This window comes from Embleya sp. L77, from assembly GCF_055557415.1.
Map to the genome: position 1 here is coordinate 410,676 of NZ_CM145710.1, position 20,359 is coordinate 431,034.

Genomic DNA, 20,359 nt, shown 5'->3' on the forward strand with positions numbered 1-20,359 from the left:
GATACGCCCCGGCCCTCCGCAACATGGCCGGGGCGCGTCCACCGGCACCGAGAACGGCAAGCAAGGAGCGATCGTGAAGTTTCACGCCGTCGCCGACCTACGCGGCTGACACCCGAACGCACGATCGCGCCGGCCGGACAACCGTCGCGCGCGGCTCCGAACGTTCAGGTTGCGGCCAGGCGGGTGCGGGCGTACCGGCCGGGTGGGCAGCCGTACTCCTTGGCGAACGCGAGGACGAAGGCGGAGACGCCGGCGTAGCCGACCCGGCGGGCCACCACGGAGACCGGTTCGCCGGCGAGCAGGGCGCGGGCGACGCCGAGCCGCAGCAGCGTGCGACGGCGGGTGAAGGACATGCCGAACTCGCGTACGAAGTCCCGCTGGAGGGTCTTGGGGCTGATGTGCAGGCGCGCCGCCCACTCGTCGAGGCGCGTCGGGTCCGCCGGGTTGTGGGACATCGCACGGGCGACCGCGCGGGCGAAGCCCTTGCCGTCCGCGCACCGCAGCGGCGGACGCAGGGCGGGACGCTGCGCGTCGCGTCGCTTCGCTTCGATTCGATTCGATTCGCCGAGGTTTTCGCTTGACTTGGTATTAAATTCAATATGGAATCGGCTCCATGGAAAGCAAGGACAGGCGCTCGTACCGCATGGGCGCCAGGGCCGCGGCTCTGGAGGTCACCCGGGCGCGCGTGATCGACGCGGCGGCCGGGCTGTGGTCGCAGCGTTGGCACGACGAGGTCACTTTGCAGCACATCGCCGAGGCGGCCGGCGTATCGGTGCAGACGATCGTCAACCACTTCGGTGGCAAGGACGGGCTCGCCGACGCCGTCGCCGACGCGGTGGCGGCACAGACCGAACTCGCTCGCCAGGCTCCCACGGGAGACGTGCCGGCCATCGTCGCCGTCCTGTTCGCCGACTACGAGCAGCAGGGCGACGCCAACGTGCTCTGGATCGCACAGATGGACCGGATCCCGTCGGCCGCCCGGGCCGCCGCGCACGCCCGCGGTCTCCACCGGGCGTGGCTGGAACGGGTCTTCGCCGACCGGCTTCCCGCCGACGGCCCGGCCCGCGAGCACGCGCTCAACCTGCACTACGCCGCCACCGACGTCTACCTGTGGAAGCTGTGGCGCCGAGATCTCGGCCTGTCCCGCGAGGACGCCGAGCGGGCCATGCGCGACCTGTTGACCGCGATCGACCCCCGGAAGGGACACCATGCCCAGTAACTTCCTGTTCGCCACGTGGGCCGGCGGCGGAGCCGTACCGCCCGTGTTGTCGGTCGCCCGCGCGCTCGCCGAACGCGGCCACCACGTGCGGGTGTTGGGCGACGCTTCCCTGCGCGACGAGATCGCGGCCGCGGGTCTGGAGCCGGTCGTCTGGACCACCGCGCCGCAAGGCGACCCCGCCGACCCGGCCAAGGACGTCATCAGGGACTTCGAGGCCCGCACGCCGCTCGGCGCGGCCGCGCGGCTGCGGGACCGCATCGTCTGCGGACCGGCTGCCGACTACGCCCGCGACACCCTCGCCGAGTTGCGCGCCCGCCCGGCGGACGTGCTGGTCACGGAGCACATGCTGCTGGGCGCGGTCACCGCGGGCGAGGCGGCCGGCGTCCCCGTGGCCTCGCTGGCGACGACCATATATCCGTTCCCCAGCCCGGGGGCGCCGCCGCCCGGTCCGGGCTTCGCCCCGGCCAAGGGCGTGCCGGGCCGGCTGCGCGACCGGTTGGTGACCCGATTGTCCGGCAAACCATGGGCCAAGGGCCTGCCCGCCCTCAACGCCGCCCGCGTCGCGAACGGCCTGAGGCCGCTCGGTTCCGTCGTCGAGGCGTTCGAACGCGCCGACCGGGTGCTCGTGCTCTCGCCGCGAGCCCTCGACCACGCCGGGCGGCGGTTCCCCGAGCACATACGCCACGTCGGCCCGCGCCTCGAAGACCCCGCCTGGGCCGGGGACTTGATGCTCCCGGACGGCGACGCCCCGCTGGTGCTGGTCGGCCTGAGCTCCTCCTTCATGAAACAGCGCGACCTGCTGGAGCGCATCGCGGACGCCCTCGGCACCCTGCCGGTGCGCGGGCTGCTGACCACCGGTCCCGCCGTGGACCCGGCGACGGTGCGCGCGCCCGCCAACGTCCGGGTCGTCGCGGCCGCGCCGCACCGCCTCGCCTTGCGCCACACCGCCGTGACCATCACGCACGCCGGCCACGGGACGACCGTCAAGTCGCTGGCCGCCGGGGTCCCCATGGTCTGCGTGCCGCTCGGCCGCGACCAGATCGAGGTGGCGGCGCACGTCCGGCTCGCGGGCGCCGGCGTCACGGTGGGCAAGGGCAGCTCGGCGCGGACGATCGCCCGCGCTGTCGAGCGGGTGCTGAACGACCCGTCGTACCGTTCCGCTGCCCGGCGAATGGCGAATGCGATCACCGCCGAGACGGCCACCGACCGGGCGGTCGTCGAACTCGAAGCCTTGGCCTTGCGCAACCGCGACGCGACCGAGCAGGCAGCGCAAACCGGGTTCGCGGGCTGATCGCCATCACGCATGCCTTGGCACCCGCGTGGCCGTGCGGCATGACCGCACTCGGGTACCGGCGGTGCACCTCGCCCGCGTCCCAAGCGCAAGCCGGTCATGGAAGCCGCGTCGTTCCGACGGGCCTGCCGCACCGGGGTGGCGGCCGGGCAGGCTAGTTTGCTCGGATGAGTCTCCTTGATGATGTGGCCGAGCGCGACGGCTGGCGATGCTGGGTGTGCGACGAACCGGTCGACCCCGACGAGTCGGTGAACGACCCACGGGGGCCCAGTGTCGACAGCCGGACCACCGACCGAAAGGCCAAGGTCGCCGAGCGGCTTGCGCACCGCGGGTGCAACACCCGCAAGGGTGCGGTCAAGGTGGTCATCGCCTGGCCGGACCACCTGTACGTGGTCGAGCCCGCGCCGCTGATCACCGTTGCCGGGAGGCTGGAGCGCAAGGGCGGCCGCGAGATGGTGGGTCGTTGTCCGACCAGGAAGGACGCCCAGGAGGCGGCGGATTGGCTGGTGGACCGGTTCTCCCGGCTGGTACCGGGGCTGCCGGTGACCGCCGAGATCGAGGCGGGCGGCGGTCAGTTCCTCGTCGTCCTGGCCGCCGGCCGCCGCTGACCGCGTGCCGCCCCGGAGGCCGGGGCGGCCTTCGATCACGTGAGGCCGAGCCTGTCGGCCCGGAGGCGTCCCGCCGGATGACTCCCGGCGGGACGCCTCCCGGCCGAGGTCGGTGTCGCCGTCAACGGCTGTTCACCGATGCCTTGTTCGAGGTGGCGACCGCATCCGGAACGGCGGAACGTCGCGGCGCCGCGGCGCCTTTCGCGGGCTCGGACCTCGTCAGCCACAGGCCGGTGAACACGGCGGTGACCAAAGTGACGGCGCCGGCAGCGAGGAAGGCGCTGTTGAGGCCGGTCTCGAACGAGGCGCCGCCGGATTCCCGGGTGCGGACGACGGCTCCGAGTACCGCCACGCCGAGCACCGCGCCGATCTGCCGGGTGGTGCTGCTGATGCCTGATGCGAGGCCCCCTTCCTGCGGGTCGACTGCCTGGATGGCGGCTCCCGTCAGGGGGGACATGGTCAGGGCGAAGCCGATGCCGACGACTCCCAGTCGCCACCACACGTTCCCGTAGCCGGTGTCGGCGTGCACCATGCCGAGCGCCAGCAGTCCCAGGCCGGCCAAGGTCAGGCCGGTGGTGACCACGATGCGGAAGCCGTACCGGGCGGCGAGCCGGCCCGCGTACGGGCTGACGATCACCATGGCGAGGGATACCGGCAGGGTCTGCAAGCCGGCGCGCAGGATCGAGCTGCCCTGGACGTACACGAAGAACTGGGAGAAGAAGAACGACGAACCCATGAGCGCGAAGCCCACCACGACCATGGCGGTGTTGGACACGGTGAACAGCCGCTGCCGGAACAGCCGCAGCGGCAGCATCGGAGCGGAACGACGCGCTTCGACGGCGACGAAGGCGGCGAGGAGGATCACCGCGACGGTGAAGCTGCCCAGGATCACCGGCGACGTCCAGCCGCGGGCACCACCCTCGATCAGCCCGTAGGTCAGCACCCCCACTCCCAGAACCGACAGCACCGTCCCCGGGACGTCGATCGCGGGGGCGCTCGGATTGCGGGCCTCTTCGAGGCTGCGCAGACCGACCAGCAGCAGAACCACGCCGATGGGCAGATTGACCAGGAAGATGGCGGGCCAGCCGAAGGACTCCGTCAGCACGCCGCCGGCCACGGGGCCTGCGGCCAGACCGATTCCGCTGAACCCGGCCCACAGCCCGATCGCCTTCATGCGTTCCTGCGGCACGGGATAGGCGGCGGCAAGCAGGGCCAGCGAGGCAGGGCTCAGCGCCGCGGCGCCGATACCTTGCAGCACCCGACCCGCGACCAGCCAACCGACCGAGGGCGCGAGGCTGCACACCACCGACGCGGCGGTGAACACCGCCACTCCGGTCAGGTACACCCGTTTGCGGCCGAACCGGTCGGCGAAGACACCGCCGGACAGCAGCAGCATGGCGACCAGCAGGACGTACGCGTCGACGATCCATTGCAGACCGGTCAGCTGGGTGTGCAGCCGGTGCTGCATGTCGGGCAGCGCTGCTCCGACAATCGTGTTGTCGAGCAGGACCATGAATTGGCCCAGGCAGGTCACCGTGAGCAGCACGGCCCGGTTCGGCCGACTGCCTACGGCCGCAGGCGATGCAGCCATGGGGATTCCTCTCGATCGTTGGTTGCGCCTCTCCGCGGCCGACGCGGTCGGCCTCCGGGCGCTCTAAAGCAGTCAGTGGCTGCGTTAGGCGACTGTAAGGAGGATTGGCACACAAACGCAAGTCTCGCCTGCATTAAAGTGGGGGCATGAACGAACGACAGCGAGCCCGACGGCCCGGCGGGCGCAGCGCCCGCGTCGGCGCGGAGGTACACCAGGCCGTCACCGACCTGATCAGCGAGCGCGGCTACGGCAACTTCACCGTCGGCGAGGTCGCAGCCCGTGCGGGCGTGGCCGACAGCAGCATCTACCGCCGGTGGGGCAACCTGGAGACCCTGCTCACCGACGTGGCGCTCACCCGCCTCAACGCGCGGTCGCCGATGCCCGACACCGGGAGCCTGGCCGGCGACCTGCGCACCTACGCGGCCAACGTGGCCCGCGAGATCACCGGACCCGACGGCCCGGCGCTGCTGCACCTGGCCGTCGCCCTGTCGAGCAACGGCCGACAGGGCCTACAGGCGCGTGACGACCTCCGCGCCGAACGCACCCGGCAACTGCAGTCCATGCTCGATCGCGCCCGCGAACGCGGCGAGCCCGCACCCGACGCGTTCGGCGTGCTGGACCACATCCTGGCCCCGATGTATATCCGCGTCTTGTTCGGCGTGGGCCCGCTCACCCCGGAATACGTCGACGGGCTGGTCGACCGATTGTTGCGGCCGCAACCGGGCCCGCTCCCGGAATCAGCCCTCGGACTCGATGTCGGGCACGGTGGTGCCCGGGGCCGTGCGAACCCGTGAACCCGCCCGGCCTCGCCCGGCCTCACCGGGGTGAGCGAAGCTCCAGGATCTCCTCGTCGCCGAAGGTCTGCCCGGTGGGGACGAACCCGGCGGAGATGTACAGCGCCCTGGCCGCGACGTTGTCCGCGCGCACACCGAGCCGAAGTACGGGTGCGCCGAACGCCTCCCCTACGTGGGTGATGATCTCCCGAAGAGCGGCGCGACCCAGGCCCCGCGCCTGGTGATCCTCGTCGATCATCAAGCGGTAGAGCCAGATTTCCCCGTCGTCGGGGTCGGGGCCGTACATCGCGAAGCCCACCGTGCGCCCCTCGTGCAGCACCGCCCTGGTCACGAAGCCCGGGAGGAAACGACTCTCCGCGATCGAGTACAGGTTCGGTGCGATGAAGTCGCGTTGTTCTCGGGATACCGTCAGATCGATCACCTCCTCCCAGTTCTCGCGGTTCAGGTCGGCAAGTTGCACATGAATCGACACGGGCGTATTCCTACCGGGTCCCGCACGGACGGGCATCCGAATTTCGGATGACCGGGCGTGCCGGGCAAACCGCGCCGCGAGCGTTCAGGGGTGCTCTGGCCTGCGCCGTTGTGCCCCACGAGCGCGACGGCCTCCCCGTACGGGATGATCGGCGCGGCGCCGCCGAAGCACCGACCGGTCGCCCGGAGCCTGCGGCGCAGCTCGTCCCGAGAGTCGGCGCACAGGCAGCGGATCAGCCGATGGTTTCCGGGAGTTGGAACCGGTGTGGCAGGTCGTCGCCGAGGAACCAGGTGACGGCGTGGATTCGCTCGTCGCCCACGGCGAGAACGATCAGCCCGGCCGGGTGCGCGGTCGACTCGTCGGGTCCGGTGAGATAGCAACCCAGGGCCGGTTGGGTGTTGGCGCGGGTGGGGATCAGCCGCAGGCGACGGCGTCCGCGCCAGGTGTGGAACGTGGTGAGGAAGGCTGCGATCGCCGCCGGGCCGTGGTACTCGTGTGGCGCCGGCGGCATGGTCAGCCACGCGTCGTCGGTCAACAGCGTCACGAGGCCGTCGATGTCGCCGGCCGTGAACGCGTCGGCGAAGCGTCGGGACAACTCGCGCTCTCCCGGCGCGCCCGGAAGTGCCATCCGCTCGGGGTCGATGGTGTGTCGGCGCAGTTGTGCGCGAGCACGCTGCAAGGCGCCCTTGACGGCGGTCGTGCCGGTCCCGAGCATGTTCGCGACCTCGTCGGCGGGGTAGCCCAGTACGTCACGCAGTACCAGGATGGCGGCTTGGCGTGGTGGAAGGTGCTGCAGCCCTGCGACGAAGGCCAGTTCGACCGCTTCCCTGGAGTCGTATCGGGCCTCGGGACCCGGCGCCTTGTCGGGGATGCGTTCCAGGAGCGTGTCCGGACACGGTTGCAGCCAGGTCACGTCGCTGCGGCGGGTGGGCTCGGGCGGATCGAACGGCGGCGTCGGCTCGGGCGGTCGGCGTCGCCCGGCGTCGCGGAGGGCGTTGAGGCAGCGGTTGGTGGCGATGCGATACAGCCACGTCCGGAGCGATGCCCGGCCGGCGAAACCGTCCAGGCCGCGCCAGGCCGCGAGCAGGGTCTCCTGCAGCATGTCCTCGGCATCGGCGAGCGACCCCAGGATCCGGTAGCAGTGCACCTGGAGCTCGTGCCGATATGGCTCGGTGAGTTCGCGGAACGCCTGCTCGTCCCCGGTCCGCGCGCGGTCCAACATGTCCTGACTCACCGCGGCATCCTCGCATGCCGGCCAAACTCACCGGGATTCGTCCGACCGGGACCGTTCCGTTCGCGGCGCCGGTGGTGTCTCGACAAGAGAACGACCGCTGCACGCACGAAAGGAGCGACGATCGGCCATGGACATGGACGTTTTCGAACGCGCGGCCGGCGCGGACGCCTGCACCGCCTACCTCATGGAGGCGCGGGCCTTCGTGGCCGGCCTCGACGACCGACGCCACGAAACACCGAGCACACGAGGAGAAGAACAGTGACCCACACACCCGAACCCGCGCCGACGGATGCGGCGAACCTCGACGACCGCACCGATCTCGCCGACCTCGCCGTGGTTCTCGAACTCGTCGGCGACCTGGTCGCCGACGTCCGGGAAGACCAATGGGGCGCGCCCACCCCATGCCCGGAGTGGGACGTACGCGCGCTGGTCGATCACCTGGTCCTCGGCAGCCGGCTGTTCACCGCCGTTCTGCGCGGCGAGTCCGGCGCCGCGCCCGACGCCCTGGACCCCACGGCGGCCCGGAACACGCTCGGCGACCCACCCGCGACCGCCCATCGGGACGCCGCCGAGCACCTCCTCTCCGCATTCGGGCAGCCGGACGTGCCGACACGGCTCTTCCACGTCCCCGCCGGGGTGGTCCCCGGCATCGCCGCCGTGCACCTGCGCACCGTCGAGGAACTCGTCCACGGGTGGGACCTCGCCCGGGCAATCGGGCGGCAACTCCGGTTCCCCGACGACATCGTCGAGCGGGAACTGGCGTTCACCCGCGACAGGCTCGCCGACATCCCGCCCGGCCGCGCACCGTTCGCACCGCCACAACCGTCCCCCGACAACGCCCCACCTCTCGATCGACTCGCCGCCCTCCTGGGCCGCCGGGTCGACCCGCCCCGCTGAAGAAGACCACCCGCGGCCCGCGGCCGGCTCCGGTGACGGCACCGATGGACCCCGGGCCGGCCGCATTCGCTTCCCCCGCGATCTCCCCCCGGTCCACGTGGCCGGGCGGGCCTTCCTTCTCGAAAGCAACTCCCGGGCAATCCTTCATCGGGGCTCCTTGTTCGACACATACGTCGAGCAGTCACAGGTGCCGCTCGGAATGATCTCGCCCACGGGGAACTCGTCCCCGCTGCACGTCCCGGTGCCGCCCTGGTGATCGGACCGCTGGTGCTTGCACGTGCGGCACCATTCCTTGGGCGTTTCGACGATGAGCATCGGCAGGAGGGATATGAGCCCGATCGCGGCGAAGGCGCCGACGAGGTAGAGAAGATTCGTCAGCGCGGTCATCGCCACCTCCGGACCACGCCGACACACTTCCTCGCGGCGCGCGGCCGGCGAGGGCCTGCGGGGGAGATGCGCATTCCTCGATCTCCGCTTCGGGTAACGGAGTTGCCCCGATGACACCACTCGCGGCAACTCGGCTCGTCCGCCGTTCGTGCTACCAACCGATCGTCGGGTGGAAGCCTATGCAGTCGGGGTCTTGGAGCGGGCAGAGCGGATGCGGTTCCCGTGCTCCGTCCGCCGGTTCCTCCGGGCGGATACGTGACCGCGCGACGGCCTCGGCGGCGTACACGTACGCCGCGCATGTGCATTTCTTGCACCCGCCCCGGCAATCAGGCGGCCCGCTGTGCCAGGAACGCCCATGACCGCACAGGCACTCGAACCCTGCCATCGGGACCTCCGCGTCTCGGCATTACTCCCATCTGCGACGATAGCGCCATCTCGGCCTGCGAGTTCGTCCACACGATCCCGCTCCCGCGGTGCCCGTTCGGTGCCGCGAATATGTGAACAACGTGAGTACCTAATGTTGTTGGAGTATCGCCCTACGTAACCGGGGTAGTCGTACGGATGTACCGGCTCCCCCCGTGGCCGGTACCCGCGCGGCCCGACGTCGGTTCACCCCCGCCGGCTGTCGGGCCGCGTCTTCGCGTCCCGTGTCGCGAGGGCGTCGCGTGCCTCGGGCGGGACGCGCAAGCGCGGCCGCGCCGCGCCGGGCCGCGGTCGATCACACACGACACGACGCCGCCCCGGTCCGAACACCCGGACAGGGGCGGCGCGCCTGGTGTGTGGTCACACCGCCAGTCGGTGCACGCTCCCGAACGTCGTCCCCGCGAACAGCCACCGGCCGTCCGCCGAGACGGTCAGCGACGACACCGACGGCTCCGGCAGGTTCCTGGTGATCGAGCCCCAGGTCCGGCCGCCGTCGGTGCTGCGCAGCACCCCGAGCGCCGGGGTGAGGTAGTAGTGCGAGCCCGCGAACACCGTCGAGCCGTCCGGAGTGAACGCCAGCGAACTCAGGGAGCCGGTCAGGTCGGCGGCCACCTTGGTCATGTGCTTGCCGTTGTCGGTGGTCACGTAGAGCGCGTCCATGGCGGCGACGACCGCGTGGCCCGGGGTGCGCGGGTTCAGCGCGATCGCGCTCACCCAGCCGTCGAGGACCTTGTTCAGGGTGACGCCGCCGTCGGTGGTGCGGAACAGCCCGTCCGGGCCGCCGAGCCAGGCGCTGTCGGGATCGGCCCGGTCGACGGCGACGCTGGTGAAGCCCTTCAGGTCGTCGTGCCCGTTCTGGGTGAGGGACTCGCCGCCGTCGTTGCTGGTGTACACGGCCGACGGCGAGTGGGTGGCGATGTACAGCCGCTTCGGGTCGGTGGGGCTGACCGTGATGCCGAGTGCCTTGCCCGGCACGGCGGTCTGGACGATGGTCCACCGCAGGCCCGCGTCCGTCGACTTCTCCAGGTAGAAGCAGGGTTGATCAAAGGTGCAGGTGTTGCGTACCCGGTACACCGTCGAAGGGTTCGACGGATCGGTGGCCAGGCCGTCGATCCGGTTGCCGAAGGTGTGCGGCGCGGCGCCGGAGAAACCCCATTCCTGGTACCCGCGCGGCAGCCGGCTCCTCAGTGGCGCGGACGACTGGTAGCTGCCGGTCATGGTGCCCGCGACGATCGCCGGACCCGACCTGCCCTGGGCGACGGTCAGCGACAACACTTCGGAGCCGGGCACCCCGATCCGGCGGAAGGACTGGTGGTCGTCGGTGGTGTAGATGCCCGCGCCGGCCGAGATCACGTCCGTGCCGGGCCGTCCGGGGAAGGTGCCGGTGCTCTCGTACAGGTCGATGCGGGCCAGGCCCGCCTCGGCGTGCCAGGTGCGGCCGTCGTCGCGGCTGCCCCATTGCTGCATCTCGCCGGTGGATTGGTTGACCTGGATGTGCAGCCGGCCCGAACCGTCCACGATCGCGGCCAGGACGACCACGTCGGTGCCCCACGGTCCGCGCAGCGTCCGCCAGTGCGCGCCTCGGTCCGTGGAGACCTGCGCGACCTGCAGGTCACCCCTGGCGACCAGGGTGCGACCGGTGCCGGTGAACTGATCGACACCCGCGCCGGTCGAGCCGGGGCGAGGCAGCTTCGTCGGGGTCCGCGCGCCCTGACGGAGCACCCAGACGTCGGCGCCGGACGTGAAGTACAGGTCGCCGCCGGTGAACTTCGGATTCCGGGCGTCGGCGGGCGAACCGGGCAGCGGCCGCCAGGTGTTGCCGTGATCGGTGGTGACGTGCACACCGTCGGAGGCCGTGACGTACAGCCGCGCGCCGGTCGGGTCGAACACGACGCCGGTGACCCGGCTCGGGGTGTCCAGCACTTGGGTGAACGTCTTGCCGGCGTCGGTGCTGCGCAACACGTATCCGTGCCAGTTGTCCTTCTCCACGCCGCCGACGAACACCACGTCGGGTCGGAGCGGGCCGGCCGCGATGCCGCCGGCGTCCGTGGCGTTCACGGGTAGTTCGTTGCTCTGCTGCCAGGTGGTGCCCCGGTCGTCGGATCGGAAGACGACGTTGCCGATCGGGGTCTGCACGTAGGCCCGTTCGGGCCGGGCGGGGGTGAAGGCCAGTTTGCCGCCGCTGCCGTTCGGGCCGACCTGCCGCCACTCGTTGTCCCTGGTGGCCAGGGACGTCGGCGGGTCGTCGGGGGCCACTGGTTGCGCTTCGGCGGGCGCCGCGCCGAACGCGCCGAACACGGTGCCGAAGGCCACCGCGGCGATCAGGAGTAGTCGGCGCCGGGACAGCTTCGCTGAACCCGACCGTGAATGCTGTGCGTTGAACATTCGGTCTCCCATGGGGCCGGTGGTGTGCTCTTTGTAGTCGCGGCTCCCGACGGTCGGCCAGGTGTGGCGGGTGTCCGATTGCGGCCGGCGCCGGAATCGGACATGCTCGCTCGCCATGGAAAACGACGAGCTCGTGTTCGGCGCCGTCGGGGTCGCACCCTTCGACGAGCGGGTCTACCGCACCGTTCTGGCCGGACCGCCGGTCACCGTGCGCGACTTGGCGGAGCGCACCGGCTCGGGCGCCGAACGGCTGCATTCGGCCCTTGCCCGGCTGCGCGGCCACGGTCTGGTCAGCCGACTCTCGGGCCGCCCCACCCGGTGGGCGGCCGTCAGCCCCACCGCCGCCCTCGCCGCCCTGGTCCGCAACGCCCACGCCGACCTCGGCAGGGTCACCGAGACGGCCGCCGAACTCGAGGCCGTCTACCGCGCGCTCGGCGAGGCCGCCCGCCCCGGCGAGGGCGTCGAATTGCTGACCAGCGCCGACGAGCTCGGCCGGTGGTTCGCCCGGCTCCAGCACGAGGCCACCGAGGAGATCATGAGCCTGGACCGGCCGCCGTACGTCCTCGCCCACGGCAACCCGCTCCAACACACCCTCCTGGGCCGTGGAGTCCGGTACCGCACGATCTACGCCCCCGAGTCGTTCGAGATACCCGGCAATCTCGACGACGTGACCGGCCTGTCGCAGGCCGGCGAAGAGGCCCGGGTCCTCGCCGGCATCCCGTTGAAGATGTCCGTCGCCGACCGCCGGATCGCCCTGCTGCCCCTGCACCTCGACTCGCCCATCACCCGCAGCGTCGTCATCCGGGGCACCACTCTCGTCGACGCCCTGGTCACCCTGTTCGAACAGCTCTGGACACAGGCCGTCCCACTCACCACCACCGGCCCCGAGGAGTGCGACCCACTCGACGCGGAGGACCGGCGAATCCTCAACCTGCTGCTGTCCGGGCTCAAGGACGAGACGATCGCCCGGCAGTTGGGCACCAGCACCCGGAGCCTGCGGCGACGAATGCGCGTGCTCCTCGACGAGTTGGGTGCGGAGAACCGATTCCAGGCCGGCGTGCAGGCGGTGCGGCGCGGCTGGGTGTAGGGGGCGGACGGACCGGGAGCGGAGGAGCACGGCGACGCATGGGCCGTGACGGAAGGGGCCGAAGCTCTCCTGGACGGCGAGCAGTTGCCCGAGGGCGAGGGGGATCGAGTCCGGGCAGGCGGGCGCGGCCGCCGAGGGCGGTGGTGGCGGTGAGGTCCTGTCGTACGCCGCTTCAAGGCGCGCTTTCACCTTCCCGCCGTGGAAGCCGGATGCCCACCCGCTGAAGGTAGTCGCGAAGTGTGGAGGCGCTCGGGCGATGGGCGATCAGCCCGATATAGCCGTCCGGACGGATGATCACGAGGGTGCCTTCGCGTGCACCGTAGGCACGGAAGAGACGGCGCGCCGGGTCGATCAGCACCCTCGGACCGGCGGCCGTGCCGTAGTCCGGCGCCTGGACGACGGTGCAGACGTGCAGGTGGTCTTCGAGTCCGCTGATTGCCCGACGGATCTCCGCGGCGGGTCCGGTGCCGAAGGCGAGGAGGGTGAAGTGGGGGCCGCGGAGGATGTCGAAGAGCCGTGTCGCAGCGTCGACGGTCTGCACAGGGGCGTCGGGGGCGACATCGCCGGCGCGCAGAGAGCTGCGCCGGCCGGCAAGGTGGCTGGTCAGCGGGCCGGTTCGGTAGGTGGGGTGGTCGTTGCGGTCGCGGCGTTGCTGCCGGGCGAGGAACGACTTGACGGCGAACCGCACCACCGGACGGACGGCCCGGGGTGGGGTGGCCGCCGAGAATCGCCGGTCGCTGTCGGCCAGCACGGCGCGGGCAACCGGCAACCGTTCGTCCTCATAGGTGTCCAGCAAACGTTCGGCGCAGACACCTTGAAGGACCAGAGCGAGTTTCCACGCGAGATTGTAGGCATCCTGGATGCCGGTGTTCATACCGTGCGCACCGAAGGGGCTGTGCACGTGGGCGGCGTCACCGGCCAGCAGCACGCGTCCGGCCCGGTAGGTGTCGACCATCCGCAGGTTGTAGCGCCACACCGACAACCAGGCCGGGTCCGCCAGGCGGATGTCGCGGCGCCCGGTCCGCTCGACAACCGCGTGCTGGAGCGTATCGAGCGACGGCTGGGGCCATTTGCCGCCGGGGTCCTGCTGGAGCGAGGCCACGACTTGCCAGGTTTCGGCGTGCGGGGTGGGGCGGGCGACAAGGATGTGGCCGTTGCTCGCCATCCACAGATGTACCGCGTCACGGTCGGGCAGCCCGTCGATGCGCACGTCGGCGATGAGTGCTCTGGTGTCCTCTTCGGTGGACCCGGAGAACGACAGGGCAAGTGTGCGGCGCACCCGACTGCGTCCGCCGTCGGCCCCGATCAGGTAGCCGGCCCGGACGGTCTCCGTCCCGACCCCGTCCGGGTTCTCGACGGTGGCGGTCACACCTTCGCCATCGGCCGTGAAGCCGGTCAGACGTCGGCCGAACTCCACCTGTCCGCCCAGCTCTGCCAGCCGATCGCGCAGAATCGACTCGGTTCGCCACTGGGGCAGCGCCACGGAGTTCGGGTAGGGGCGCGAGCCAGTGGGCGGCGCGGGCGGCACCCGCATGTCGAACAGCAACGAAGTACCGAGGTGAAAGCGGGTCCTCGACTGGATGTCGGCAGCGGCGACGAGGCGGCCTGCTATGCCGAGGTCGTCGAAGATCTCCAGGCTGCGCGGCTTGAGGGTGAATCCCCGCGAACCCTCCGTGGGACCGGGGGCCTGTTCGATCACTCGGCATGCGATTCCCCTGCGAGCCAGGTCACAGGCCAGAGTCAATCCGGTCGGGCCGGCCCCCGTAATCAGTACATCGACATCATTCATTGCCCCGTCCCTCTCCCGGCAGCGCAGGCGGGTCCAGGCGACCTCTGGCCCTCCCTTACTCTGATACCTACAATCGGACCTGTCAATCGGTACCTGTCGTCGAAGGAGCACAAGATGTCCCTGCGCCATGCCCTGCTCGGTCTGCTGGAAGATGGGCCGGCCAGCGGCTACGACCTGACCGCTCGCTTCGAACGCTCGCTGCAGAAATACGCATGGACCGCCCGGCAGAGCCACATCTACCCGGAGCTGAAGCGCCTCGCCGACAACGACTTGATCACCGTCACCGAGGAAGGCGCGCGCGGACGCCGTACCTACGCGATCACCGATGCGGGCCGCGCGGAGCTGCGCGACTGGCTGCTGTCCCCACCCAGGCCCCGGGCCGTCCGCGACGAACACGTGTTGCGCATGTCCCTGCTGTCCGTACTGGACATTCCGCAGGCTCGCGAATCGGTGCTCCGCCACCTCGAGGAAGCCGCCCGGGTGGCGGCCGAACTACGCGCGCTCGCCGACGCCGCCGATACCGAGCCCCACTCTCGTGGTCGTTTGCGGTTCGGCCGGCTGGCCATCGAGTACGGCGTCCACCAGTACGAGGCGCAGCAGCGGTGGGCCCATTGGGCCCTGGAGCAACTCGATCGCGCCGAGCCTGCCCACCCGCACCGGCGCCAACCTGCCGAAACGTGAGCAGATTCGCCGGGCCCCCGGCCGCCTGCCGACGGGTCGAGGCGCAGGCGCTCCACCCGCGTCGAGGCGATGCGCCGGGCACCGCGCTCCGCCAGGGGGGTGCGCTCGCGCTCGGCGAAGGGGGATCGCACCGGCATCGTCACCCACACCCGCCGTCCGGTCCCACTGCCGCGTGAGGACCGGGCGGCGACTCCGCAAGCGCGAGCCGCGCGTTCACGGACCGGCCTCGGATCGTTGCCACCTCAGCGGCTCAGCGCGGTCTCCTGCTCCAGGCGGGACAGCTTCTCGGGGTTGCGCACCGTGTAGAGGCCGGTGATGAGGCCGGCCTCGACGCGCATTGCCATGACGCCGTGGATCTCTCCGGCGCGGCGCATGAGGTTGCGGTGGGCTACGAACGCCTCGGTGGCCGCAGCGAGTCCGCGCGCCCCTCGCCGACGAGGGGCGGCTGCGTCGTACCCGCCGCGCCCGCCTCCGGTTCCTCGCTGCCTGCGCTCATGCCTGGCTCTCCTGCCCGTTCGTTCCCATGGCCGGTACCCGTACCAGTACGCACAAGACGACGGTCCCCACCGCTCTGTGACACCCACGGCCGGGTGACGTAGAGCACATCACGCCGCTGTCACGCGGGTCGAATCGCCCACGTCTCGTGAACGTCAGGACGTCGCGTGCAGAGTCGGCGCGGCACGTACCACCACGAGTGAGGACCACGTCATGGCAACCACGAAGGCGCAGGCCCCGGCAGGCCCGTCGCGCCGCTGGGTCGCGCTGTTCTTCATCGGGTTGGCCCAGCTCATGCTCGTACTGGACGCCACCGTCGTGAACATCGCGCTGCCGTCCATCCAGGGAGACCTCGGGGTCTCCGATGCCGACCGGCAGTGGATCATCACCGCGTACACGCTGGCGTTCGGCAGCCTGCTGCTGCTCGGCGGCCGAATCGCCGACTACGTCGGGCGCAAGCGGACCTTCCTGATCGCGTTGCTCGGTTTCACCGCCGCGTCGGCGCTCGGCGGGGCGGCGGGAAACTTCGAGATGTTGTTGCTCGCCCGTGCGGTGCAGGGGGCGTTCGGTGCGTTGCTCCAGCCGTCCGCGTTGTCGCTGCTGACGGTGACGTTCACCCAACCGAAGGACCGCACCAAGGCGTTCGGGATCTGGGGCGGAGTCAGCGCCGCGGGCGGCACCATCGGGCTGCTGGCCGGCGGGGCGCTGACCGACTACCTGGACTGGCGCTGGTGCCTGTACGTCAACATCCCGATCGCGCTGGTCGCGGCGATCGGCGGGTACATGGTGCTGGCCGAGTCGCGGCGCGAGGGCAAGGCGCGCCTGGACATCCCGGGCGTGCTGCTGGTGACCGGCGGGCTGGTCGCGATCGTGTACGCCACCACCCGGGCCGAGGCGGACGGTTGGGGCTCGGCGACGGTACTCGGCCTGCTGGGCGCCGGCGCGGTGCTGCTCGCGATGTTCGTCTTCGTCGAGAGCCGGGTGACGCAGCCGCTGCTGCCACTGCGCGTGGTCGCCGACCGCACCCGCGGCGGCGCGTACCTGGCCGTGGGTCTGGCCATCATCGGAATGTTCGGGGCATTCCTGTTCATGACCTATTACCTGCAGGTGGTCAAGGGGTACTCGCCGACCAAGACGGGGGCGGCCTTCCTGCCGATGGCCATTGCGGTCCTGGTGTCGGCCGCCGGGCTCAGCACCCGGCTGATGCCCAGGTTCGCGCCGCGGGCGCTGATCGTGCCCGGCATGCTCGTCAACGCATGCGGCATGTTGTGGATGATCACCGTGGACCCGGACACCTCGTACGCCGGCGGCGTGCTGATCTCGCAACTCCTGCTCGGTTTCGGAGCGGGCATGGTCATGCCGGTCGCCATCAACTACTCCACCCACGGCGTCGACCACGGTGACCTGGGTGTGGCCTCGGCCACCGTCAACACCGCGCAGCAGATCGGCGGTTCGCTCGGCACCGCGCTGCTCAACACCATCGCCACGAGCGCGACCGTGGATTACCTGGCCTCGCACGACAGCAGCTCGGCGACCGCGAAGCAGGCACTGGTGGAAGGCTTCGCGGAGGCGGGAGCGTGGGCCGCGGGGATCATCGTGGTGGGCGCGCTGATCGTTGCCGCGCTGATGAATACGGCGCGTCCCGAGCAACTCGGCGCCGGGACAGGCGCCGAAGGCTCCGCCGAAGCCGAAGGTTCCGCAAGCACCGACAAGACAGCCGCGATCGCGGACGACCACCGCGCCAGGCCCCTGCCGGCACACACCTGATCCCGACGGTCCGAGGCGGTCCCCCGGCGGGACAGGACCCGTGCCGGGCCACCGGCCGGGTGGGCCGCCCGGGGGCACCGTGGCTCGCCGCACCGCGCGTCCGAACCCGTCGCTCGGACAGTGTGACCGTTAGACTGGTTGCGCCCTCGTCCGCTTGGGCGGGGTCTCGGGGACGATGCCGGTGGTGCACCATGACAGCGCACAAAAACCCTACCGAAAAGCCCCGCAACGAAAGCGCCGCAGGTCGTGTGGATGCCGACAACCGCGGTTGGTCCCCTTCCGTGAACGCCACGAGCCAAGGTGACAACGACAGCGCGCACCGGTCGTTCCATCCGGACGAATTCGCCCCTCCGGCGGGACCCGGACGGATCGAGTCGAAGGAGGAGACCGAGGAGGTCCCCGGCGACACGGTGGAAAGCACGGGGCGCCGAGGCGAGGAACAGGGCAAGGGGTCCGGTGGGAAGGGCAGGCACGACCGAGGCCCCAAGGGGCCTTCCCGTCGTCCCAGTGGAGGCGAGGACGCCACGGCGAAAACCGGCGTCGATCCCCAGGACGCGGACTCCCCCGACCCACGCTCTCCGCGCCGCGCCTGAGGCCCCCTCCACACCCCGCCGGACGCGCGTGGATGAGTCCTGAGCGACCGATGTTCCGCAGCAAACCCGCGGTGCTCGGCGACATCATCCGGGCCGGACGGGACCACGGTGTCGATACACCGAGGTGCGCAAGTGGCCGTCGGCCGGGACGGCGGCCGACGGCCCGGGGCAACCCACGGGGCGCGGAACGGTATTCGTCCGGCCCCGGGGGCCGCGTGATGCTACCTGAACATGCGGTCGCTGCTGTTGGCCATGCGGTGGGTGCCGCTGTGTGCGTTCACCCAGTCACGGATCATCTTGACGGCGTTGCCGCATTGCCAGTTGTCGTCGTAGTCGCGCACTCCCGTGTAAGCCCCGTAGCCCGCGATGATGCCGTCCACGCGTGCGTCGCCCAGGAGTTTGTCGACGTACCACGGATCGTTGTAGGTGGTTGTCCAGGACAGTGTGGCCGCGAGTCGTCCGGCGGCGCGGTCCCGAGCGCCCTTCTTCAGTTCGGCGCACGTGTTCCAGGTGGCCTCGGTGCAGTTGCCGAACCCGTTGGTGATGTCGCTGTCGCCGTAGTCCATCACCCGCCGGCCCGCCGGGAATCCGGAACCGGATCGGTCGAACGCGTTCACGACCTGATCGCGGGTCCCGGTCGTGGTGATGCCCTCCAGCGGGCCGAGCCTGCCCTCCAGGCTCTTCCAACCCCTGCCGCCGACGTCCGGGGTGTTGCCGCCGTGGTACTCGTAGAAGCCGTAGAGCACCTGGATCCCGGCCGCCGTCAGGCGCTGTGCCTTGTCCCGCAGTCCGGCGACGCTGCACGTGCGGTTCGGCGCTTCCCCGCAGTAGTTCGGGTCCTTGATGTCCAGCCAGACCAGTGCCAGCCGGCGGCCCGCCCTGGCGTTGGACAGGATGCGGTCGAGCATGGCGTCGAAGCTGGGGCCCAGGCGGTTCTCACCGGCCGAGGAACAGTCGTGCCAGGCCCGCCACTCGTTCGGATTCCACCAGGCACAGACGTCGATCTCGATGGCGTTGGCACCGTGGTTGATCGCGGCGTCCACGCCGTCCAACGTGTCGACCCGATGCGCGATGTCGTAGATCGCCTGCCGCTGATCGGCCGCCGCCGCCGGAGTCGAACCGAGCACGGTGGTGGCGAGGAGCCCACACAGGGCCGCCATCAGCGCCACTGACATCCGTGGGCGCGTGACCCGCCGTAGGTGAGTGGTCAAGGAGCTACTCCTTCATCTCGGTGTCCCGAAGCGCACGACCACCGGTCGTCGACGCCCGTGTCGGCGTCGGCGGGCGAGTGCGCGCCGGATCGGCTGCCGCAGGTTCCGGCGACAGCGCTCGCTCGGTGAGCCGACCGGGGGACGACCCCGCGATCGTCGCAACGCCGTGGGCAGTTGGTGTGTCGGCAGCCCGCGCCGGCTTCTCGACGCGAGCATCCACACACGTCACGCCGCGGCCACGCGAATCACCGTCGCCAGAAGAGATCAAGACAATCCCCACGTCACGGGAACCTCACGTATCACAAGCCCGCCGACCGGCCCGACGACCTTTGCTTGGGTCGGGCTGTTCCCGCCGCTGCGTCAGGCCTTTTGGCGGGCCGTGCTGTAGAGCTTGGCGATCAACGCGGCGACCTCGTCCTGCGAGGCGCCCTCGCCGCCCTTCGTCATTTGCGCCAGACCGACGACGTTGGCGCCGCCGAGGGTGGAGTAGTCGGCCCAGGCGCAGACCGGGAATTGGAAGTCCGCGACGTTCTTCGGGGCTCCGTCGCCCGTGCTGCGGGTGACCTTCATGTCCTGGCACTTCATCAGCGCGCCCTCGAAGCCGGCGGGCTTGACGGTCCTGGCACTCGCGACGGGCTGTATCTCCATCCCCTGCACCTTCCCGGTGCCCTTCAGGCCCTTGTTGCCGACGTTGGCCAGGTATGTGTCGAGTGCCTTGGCGGGGTCGGCGATCTCGCCGGAGAAGCCCTCGAAGCTCAGCCGCGTACCGCCGAACTTCGCCGGGTCGTCGGGGTCGGTGGCGGGCGCGTTGTAGACGCCGGACACCGTCCGGGCGTTGCCCACCCCGAGGCTCTCGGCCTCCTTCTCGCCGGGCGTGCTGCCCTGGCTCGACTTGGTGTAGGCGTCGACCGACTCCGGGACGACGAGCTTGTAGCCCTTGGTGCCGGCGTCGATGGCGCCGCTGCCCACGGGGCCGCCGCCCGAGGTACCGGTGGTCGCGTCCGCGGTGCCGCCGACGCCCGGCGCCTTCGCGTCGTCCTTCACGTCCTCGGACCCGCCGCACGCGGCGGCCGCCACGAGGAGGGGTATGACGGCAGCGGCGAAGCGGGCGCGAAAACGCATGAGGAATGGGTCCTTTCCAAGATTTCTCGTAGCCGACCGGAGCGGCCGCCAATCGACGTGACGGGCCGTCAGGCTGCCGTAGCGCCGGGCCCTGTGTCCTGGGGATCCCCCTCTGACCACCAACAACGGCAGCCGGCAGTGCTACCGGCGGATTGATGGCCGGGGAGAGGCGTGTCCTGAGGGTCTCCGAGACGCGGGGACGCGGACGGCGCCGCCGCCACGTCGTCGAGCAGCCGGTCCATGGAGTCGGACGCGCCCCTGAGGCCGCGAGGGTCCCGCCGAACCGCCGCTCCCATCGGCTGTGCCGCGCGGG

The 20,359-nt window shown here is 70.8% G+C and carries 19 protein-coding genes; 9 read left to right on the top strand and 10 right to left on the bottom strand.

Annotation, left to right across the window (positions count from 1 at the left end; all coding sequences use genetic code 11):
- Nucleotides 1-164 precede the first annotated feature (164 nt).
- Nucleotides 165-455 (bottom strand): helix-turn-helix domain-containing protein, encoded by a 291-nt coding sequence (locus ACZOOI_RS31780; RefSeq protein WP_465283002.1) that lies wholly within the window; start codon nt 453-455, stop codon nt 165-167.
- Nucleotides 456-613: 158 nt separating this feature from the next.
- Between ACZOOI_RS31780 and ACZOOI_RS31785 the strand changes: the two genes are divergently transcribed.
- The 3 genes from ACZOOI_RS31785 (at nt 614) to ACZOOI_RS31795 (ending at nt 3,118) form a co-directional block, all read left to right on the top strand.
- On the top strand, nt 614-1,219 hold the full coding sequence (locus ACZOOI_RS31785) for a TetR/AcrR family transcriptional regulator (RefSeq protein WP_465283003.1): 606 nt from the start codon (nt 614-616) through the stop codon (nt 1,217-1,219).
- A complete protein-coding gene (locus ACZOOI_RS31790; protein ID WP_465283004.1) occupies nt 1,209-2,510 on the top strand; it encodes a glycosyltransferase in 1,302 nt (433 codons plus the stop codon). The genes ACZOOI_RS31785 and ACZOOI_RS31790 overlap by 11 nt, the downstream gene beginning before the upstream one ends.
- 167 nt (nt 2,511-2,677) lie before the next feature.
- Nucleotides 2,678-3,118 (top strand): hypothetical protein, encoded by a 441-nt coding sequence (locus ACZOOI_RS31795; protein ID WP_465283005.1) that lies wholly within the window; start codon nt 2,678-2,680, stop codon nt 3,116-3,118.
- A gap of 121 nt (nt 3,119-3,239) precedes the next feature.
- Here the strand turns inward: ACZOOI_RS31795 and ACZOOI_RS31800 are convergent, their stop codons facing one another.
- The gene (locus tag ACZOOI_RS31800; RefSeq protein ID WP_465283006.1) at nt 3,240-4,709 is read right to left on the bottom strand and encodes an MFS transporter; all 1,470 of its coding nucleotides are present in this window, start codon (nt 4,707-4,709) and stop codon (nt 3,240-3,242) included.
- A 146-nt stretch (nt 4,710-4,855) separates the two neighbouring features.
- Between ACZOOI_RS31800 and ACZOOI_RS31805 the strand changes: the two genes are divergently transcribed.
- The gene (locus ACZOOI_RS31805) at nt 4,856-5,503 is read left to right on the top strand and encodes a TetR/AcrR family transcriptional regulator (RefSeq protein ID WP_465283007.1); all 648 of its coding nucleotides are present in this window, start codon (nt 4,856-4,858) and stop codon (nt 5,501-5,503) included.
- Nucleotides 5,504-5,525: 22 nt separating this feature from the next.
- Here ACZOOI_RS31805 and ACZOOI_RS31810 read toward each other — a convergent pair whose 3' ends face one another.
- Nucleotides 5,526-5,975, bottom strand: a complete 450-nt coding sequence (locus tag ACZOOI_RS31810) for a GNAT family N-acetyltransferase (RefSeq protein ID WP_465283008.1) — start codon at nt 5,973-5,975, stop codon at nt 5,526-5,528.
- A gap of 232 nt (nt 5,976-6,207) precedes the next feature.
- Nucleotides 6,208-7,209 (bottom strand): RNA polymerase subunit sigma-70, encoded by a 1,002-nt coding sequence (locus tag ACZOOI_RS31815; protein ID WP_465283009.1) that lies wholly within the window; start codon nt 7,207-7,209, stop codon nt 6,208-6,210.
- 127 nt (nt 7,210-7,336) lie between these two features.
- Between ACZOOI_RS31815 and ACZOOI_RS31820 the strand changes: the two genes are divergently transcribed.
- Nucleotides 7,337-7,471 (top strand): hypothetical protein, encoded by a 135-nt coding sequence (locus tag ACZOOI_RS31820; RefSeq protein ID WP_465283010.1) that lies wholly within the window; start codon nt 7,337-7,339, stop codon nt 7,469-7,471.
- Complete coding sequence (locus tag ACZOOI_RS31825) at nt 7,468-8,106, top strand: TIGR03086 family metal-binding protein (RefSeq protein WP_465283011.1); 639 nt, start codon at nt 7,468-7,470, stop codon at nt 8,104-8,106. The genes ACZOOI_RS31820 and ACZOOI_RS31825 overlap by 4 nt, the downstream gene beginning before the upstream one ends.
- Nucleotides 8,107-8,250: 144 nt before the next feature.
- Here the strand turns inward: ACZOOI_RS31825 and ACZOOI_RS31830 are convergent, their stop codons facing one another.
- Nucleotides 8,251-8,493 carry a hypothetical protein gene (locus ACZOOI_RS31830; RefSeq protein WP_465283012.1) on the bottom strand — a complete coding sequence of 81 codons (243 nt, stop codon included), beginning with the start codon at nt 8,491-8,493 and terminating at the stop codon, nt 8,251-8,253.
- 783 nt (nt 8,494-9,276) lie between these two features.
- Nucleotides 9,277-11,301 (bottom strand): WD40/YVTN/BNR-like repeat-containing protein, encoded by a 2,025-nt coding sequence (locus ACZOOI_RS31835; protein ID WP_465283013.1) that lies wholly within the window; start codon nt 11,299-11,301, stop codon nt 9,277-9,279.
- A 115-nt stretch (nt 11,302-11,416) separates the two neighbouring features.
- Here ACZOOI_RS31835 and ACZOOI_RS31840 point away from each other — a divergent pair, with 115 nt between their 5' ends.
- Complete coding sequence (locus ACZOOI_RS31840; RefSeq protein WP_465283014.1) at nt 11,417-12,388, top strand: helix-turn-helix domain-containing protein; 972 nt, start codon at nt 11,417-11,419, stop codon at nt 12,386-12,388.
- A gap of 172 nt (nt 12,389-12,560) precedes the next feature.
- Here ACZOOI_RS31840 and ACZOOI_RS31845 read toward each other — a convergent pair whose 3' ends face one another.
- Nucleotides 12,561-14,306 (bottom strand): FAD-dependent monooxygenase, encoded by a 1,746-nt coding sequence (locus tag ACZOOI_RS31845; RefSeq protein WP_465283015.1) that lies wholly within the window; start codon nt 14,304-14,306, stop codon nt 12,561-12,563.
- Here ACZOOI_RS31845 and ACZOOI_RS31850 point away from each other — a divergent pair.
- Nucleotides 14,292-14,858, top strand: coding sequence for a PadR family transcriptional regulator (locus ACZOOI_RS31850; protein WP_465283016.1), 567 nt, complete (start codon nt 14,292-14,294; stop codon nt 14,856-14,858). The two genes, ACZOOI_RS31845 and ACZOOI_RS31850, sit on opposite strands and share 15 nt — an antisense overlap.
- A 242-nt stretch (nt 14,859-15,100) precedes the next feature.
- Here ACZOOI_RS31850 and ACZOOI_RS31855 read toward each other — a convergent pair whose 3' ends face one another.
- Nucleotides 15,101-15,232, bottom strand: a complete 132-nt coding sequence (locus ACZOOI_RS31855) for a hypothetical protein (protein WP_465283017.1) — start codon at nt 15,230-15,232, stop codon at nt 15,101-15,103.
- Nucleotides 15,233-15,566: 334 nt separating this feature from the next.
- Between ACZOOI_RS31855 and ACZOOI_RS31860 the strand changes: the two genes are divergently transcribed.
- Nucleotides 15,567-17,120, top strand: a complete 1,554-nt coding sequence (locus ACZOOI_RS31860) for an MFS transporter (RefSeq protein ID WP_465283018.1) — start codon at nt 15,567-15,569, stop codon at nt 17,118-17,120.
- Between the two features lie 814 nt (nt 17,121-17,934).
- On the opposite strand, the gene ACZOOI_RS31865 is transcribed toward ACZOOI_RS31860, so the two are convergent.
- Together ACZOOI_RS31865 and ACZOOI_RS31870 are read right to left on the bottom strand one after the other, a co-directional pair.
- Nucleotides 17,935-18,924, bottom strand: coding sequence for a PI-PLC domain-containing protein (locus ACZOOI_RS31865; protein WP_465283019.1), 990 nt, complete (start codon nt 18,922-18,924; stop codon nt 17,935-17,937).
- 360 nt (nt 18,925-19,284) lie between these two features.
- Entirely contained in the window at nt 19,285-20,046 is a 762-nt protein-coding gene (locus tag ACZOOI_RS31870) for a hypothetical protein (RefSeq protein WP_465283020.1), read from the bottom strand.
- Nucleotides 20,047-20,359: the final 313 nt, after the last annotated feature.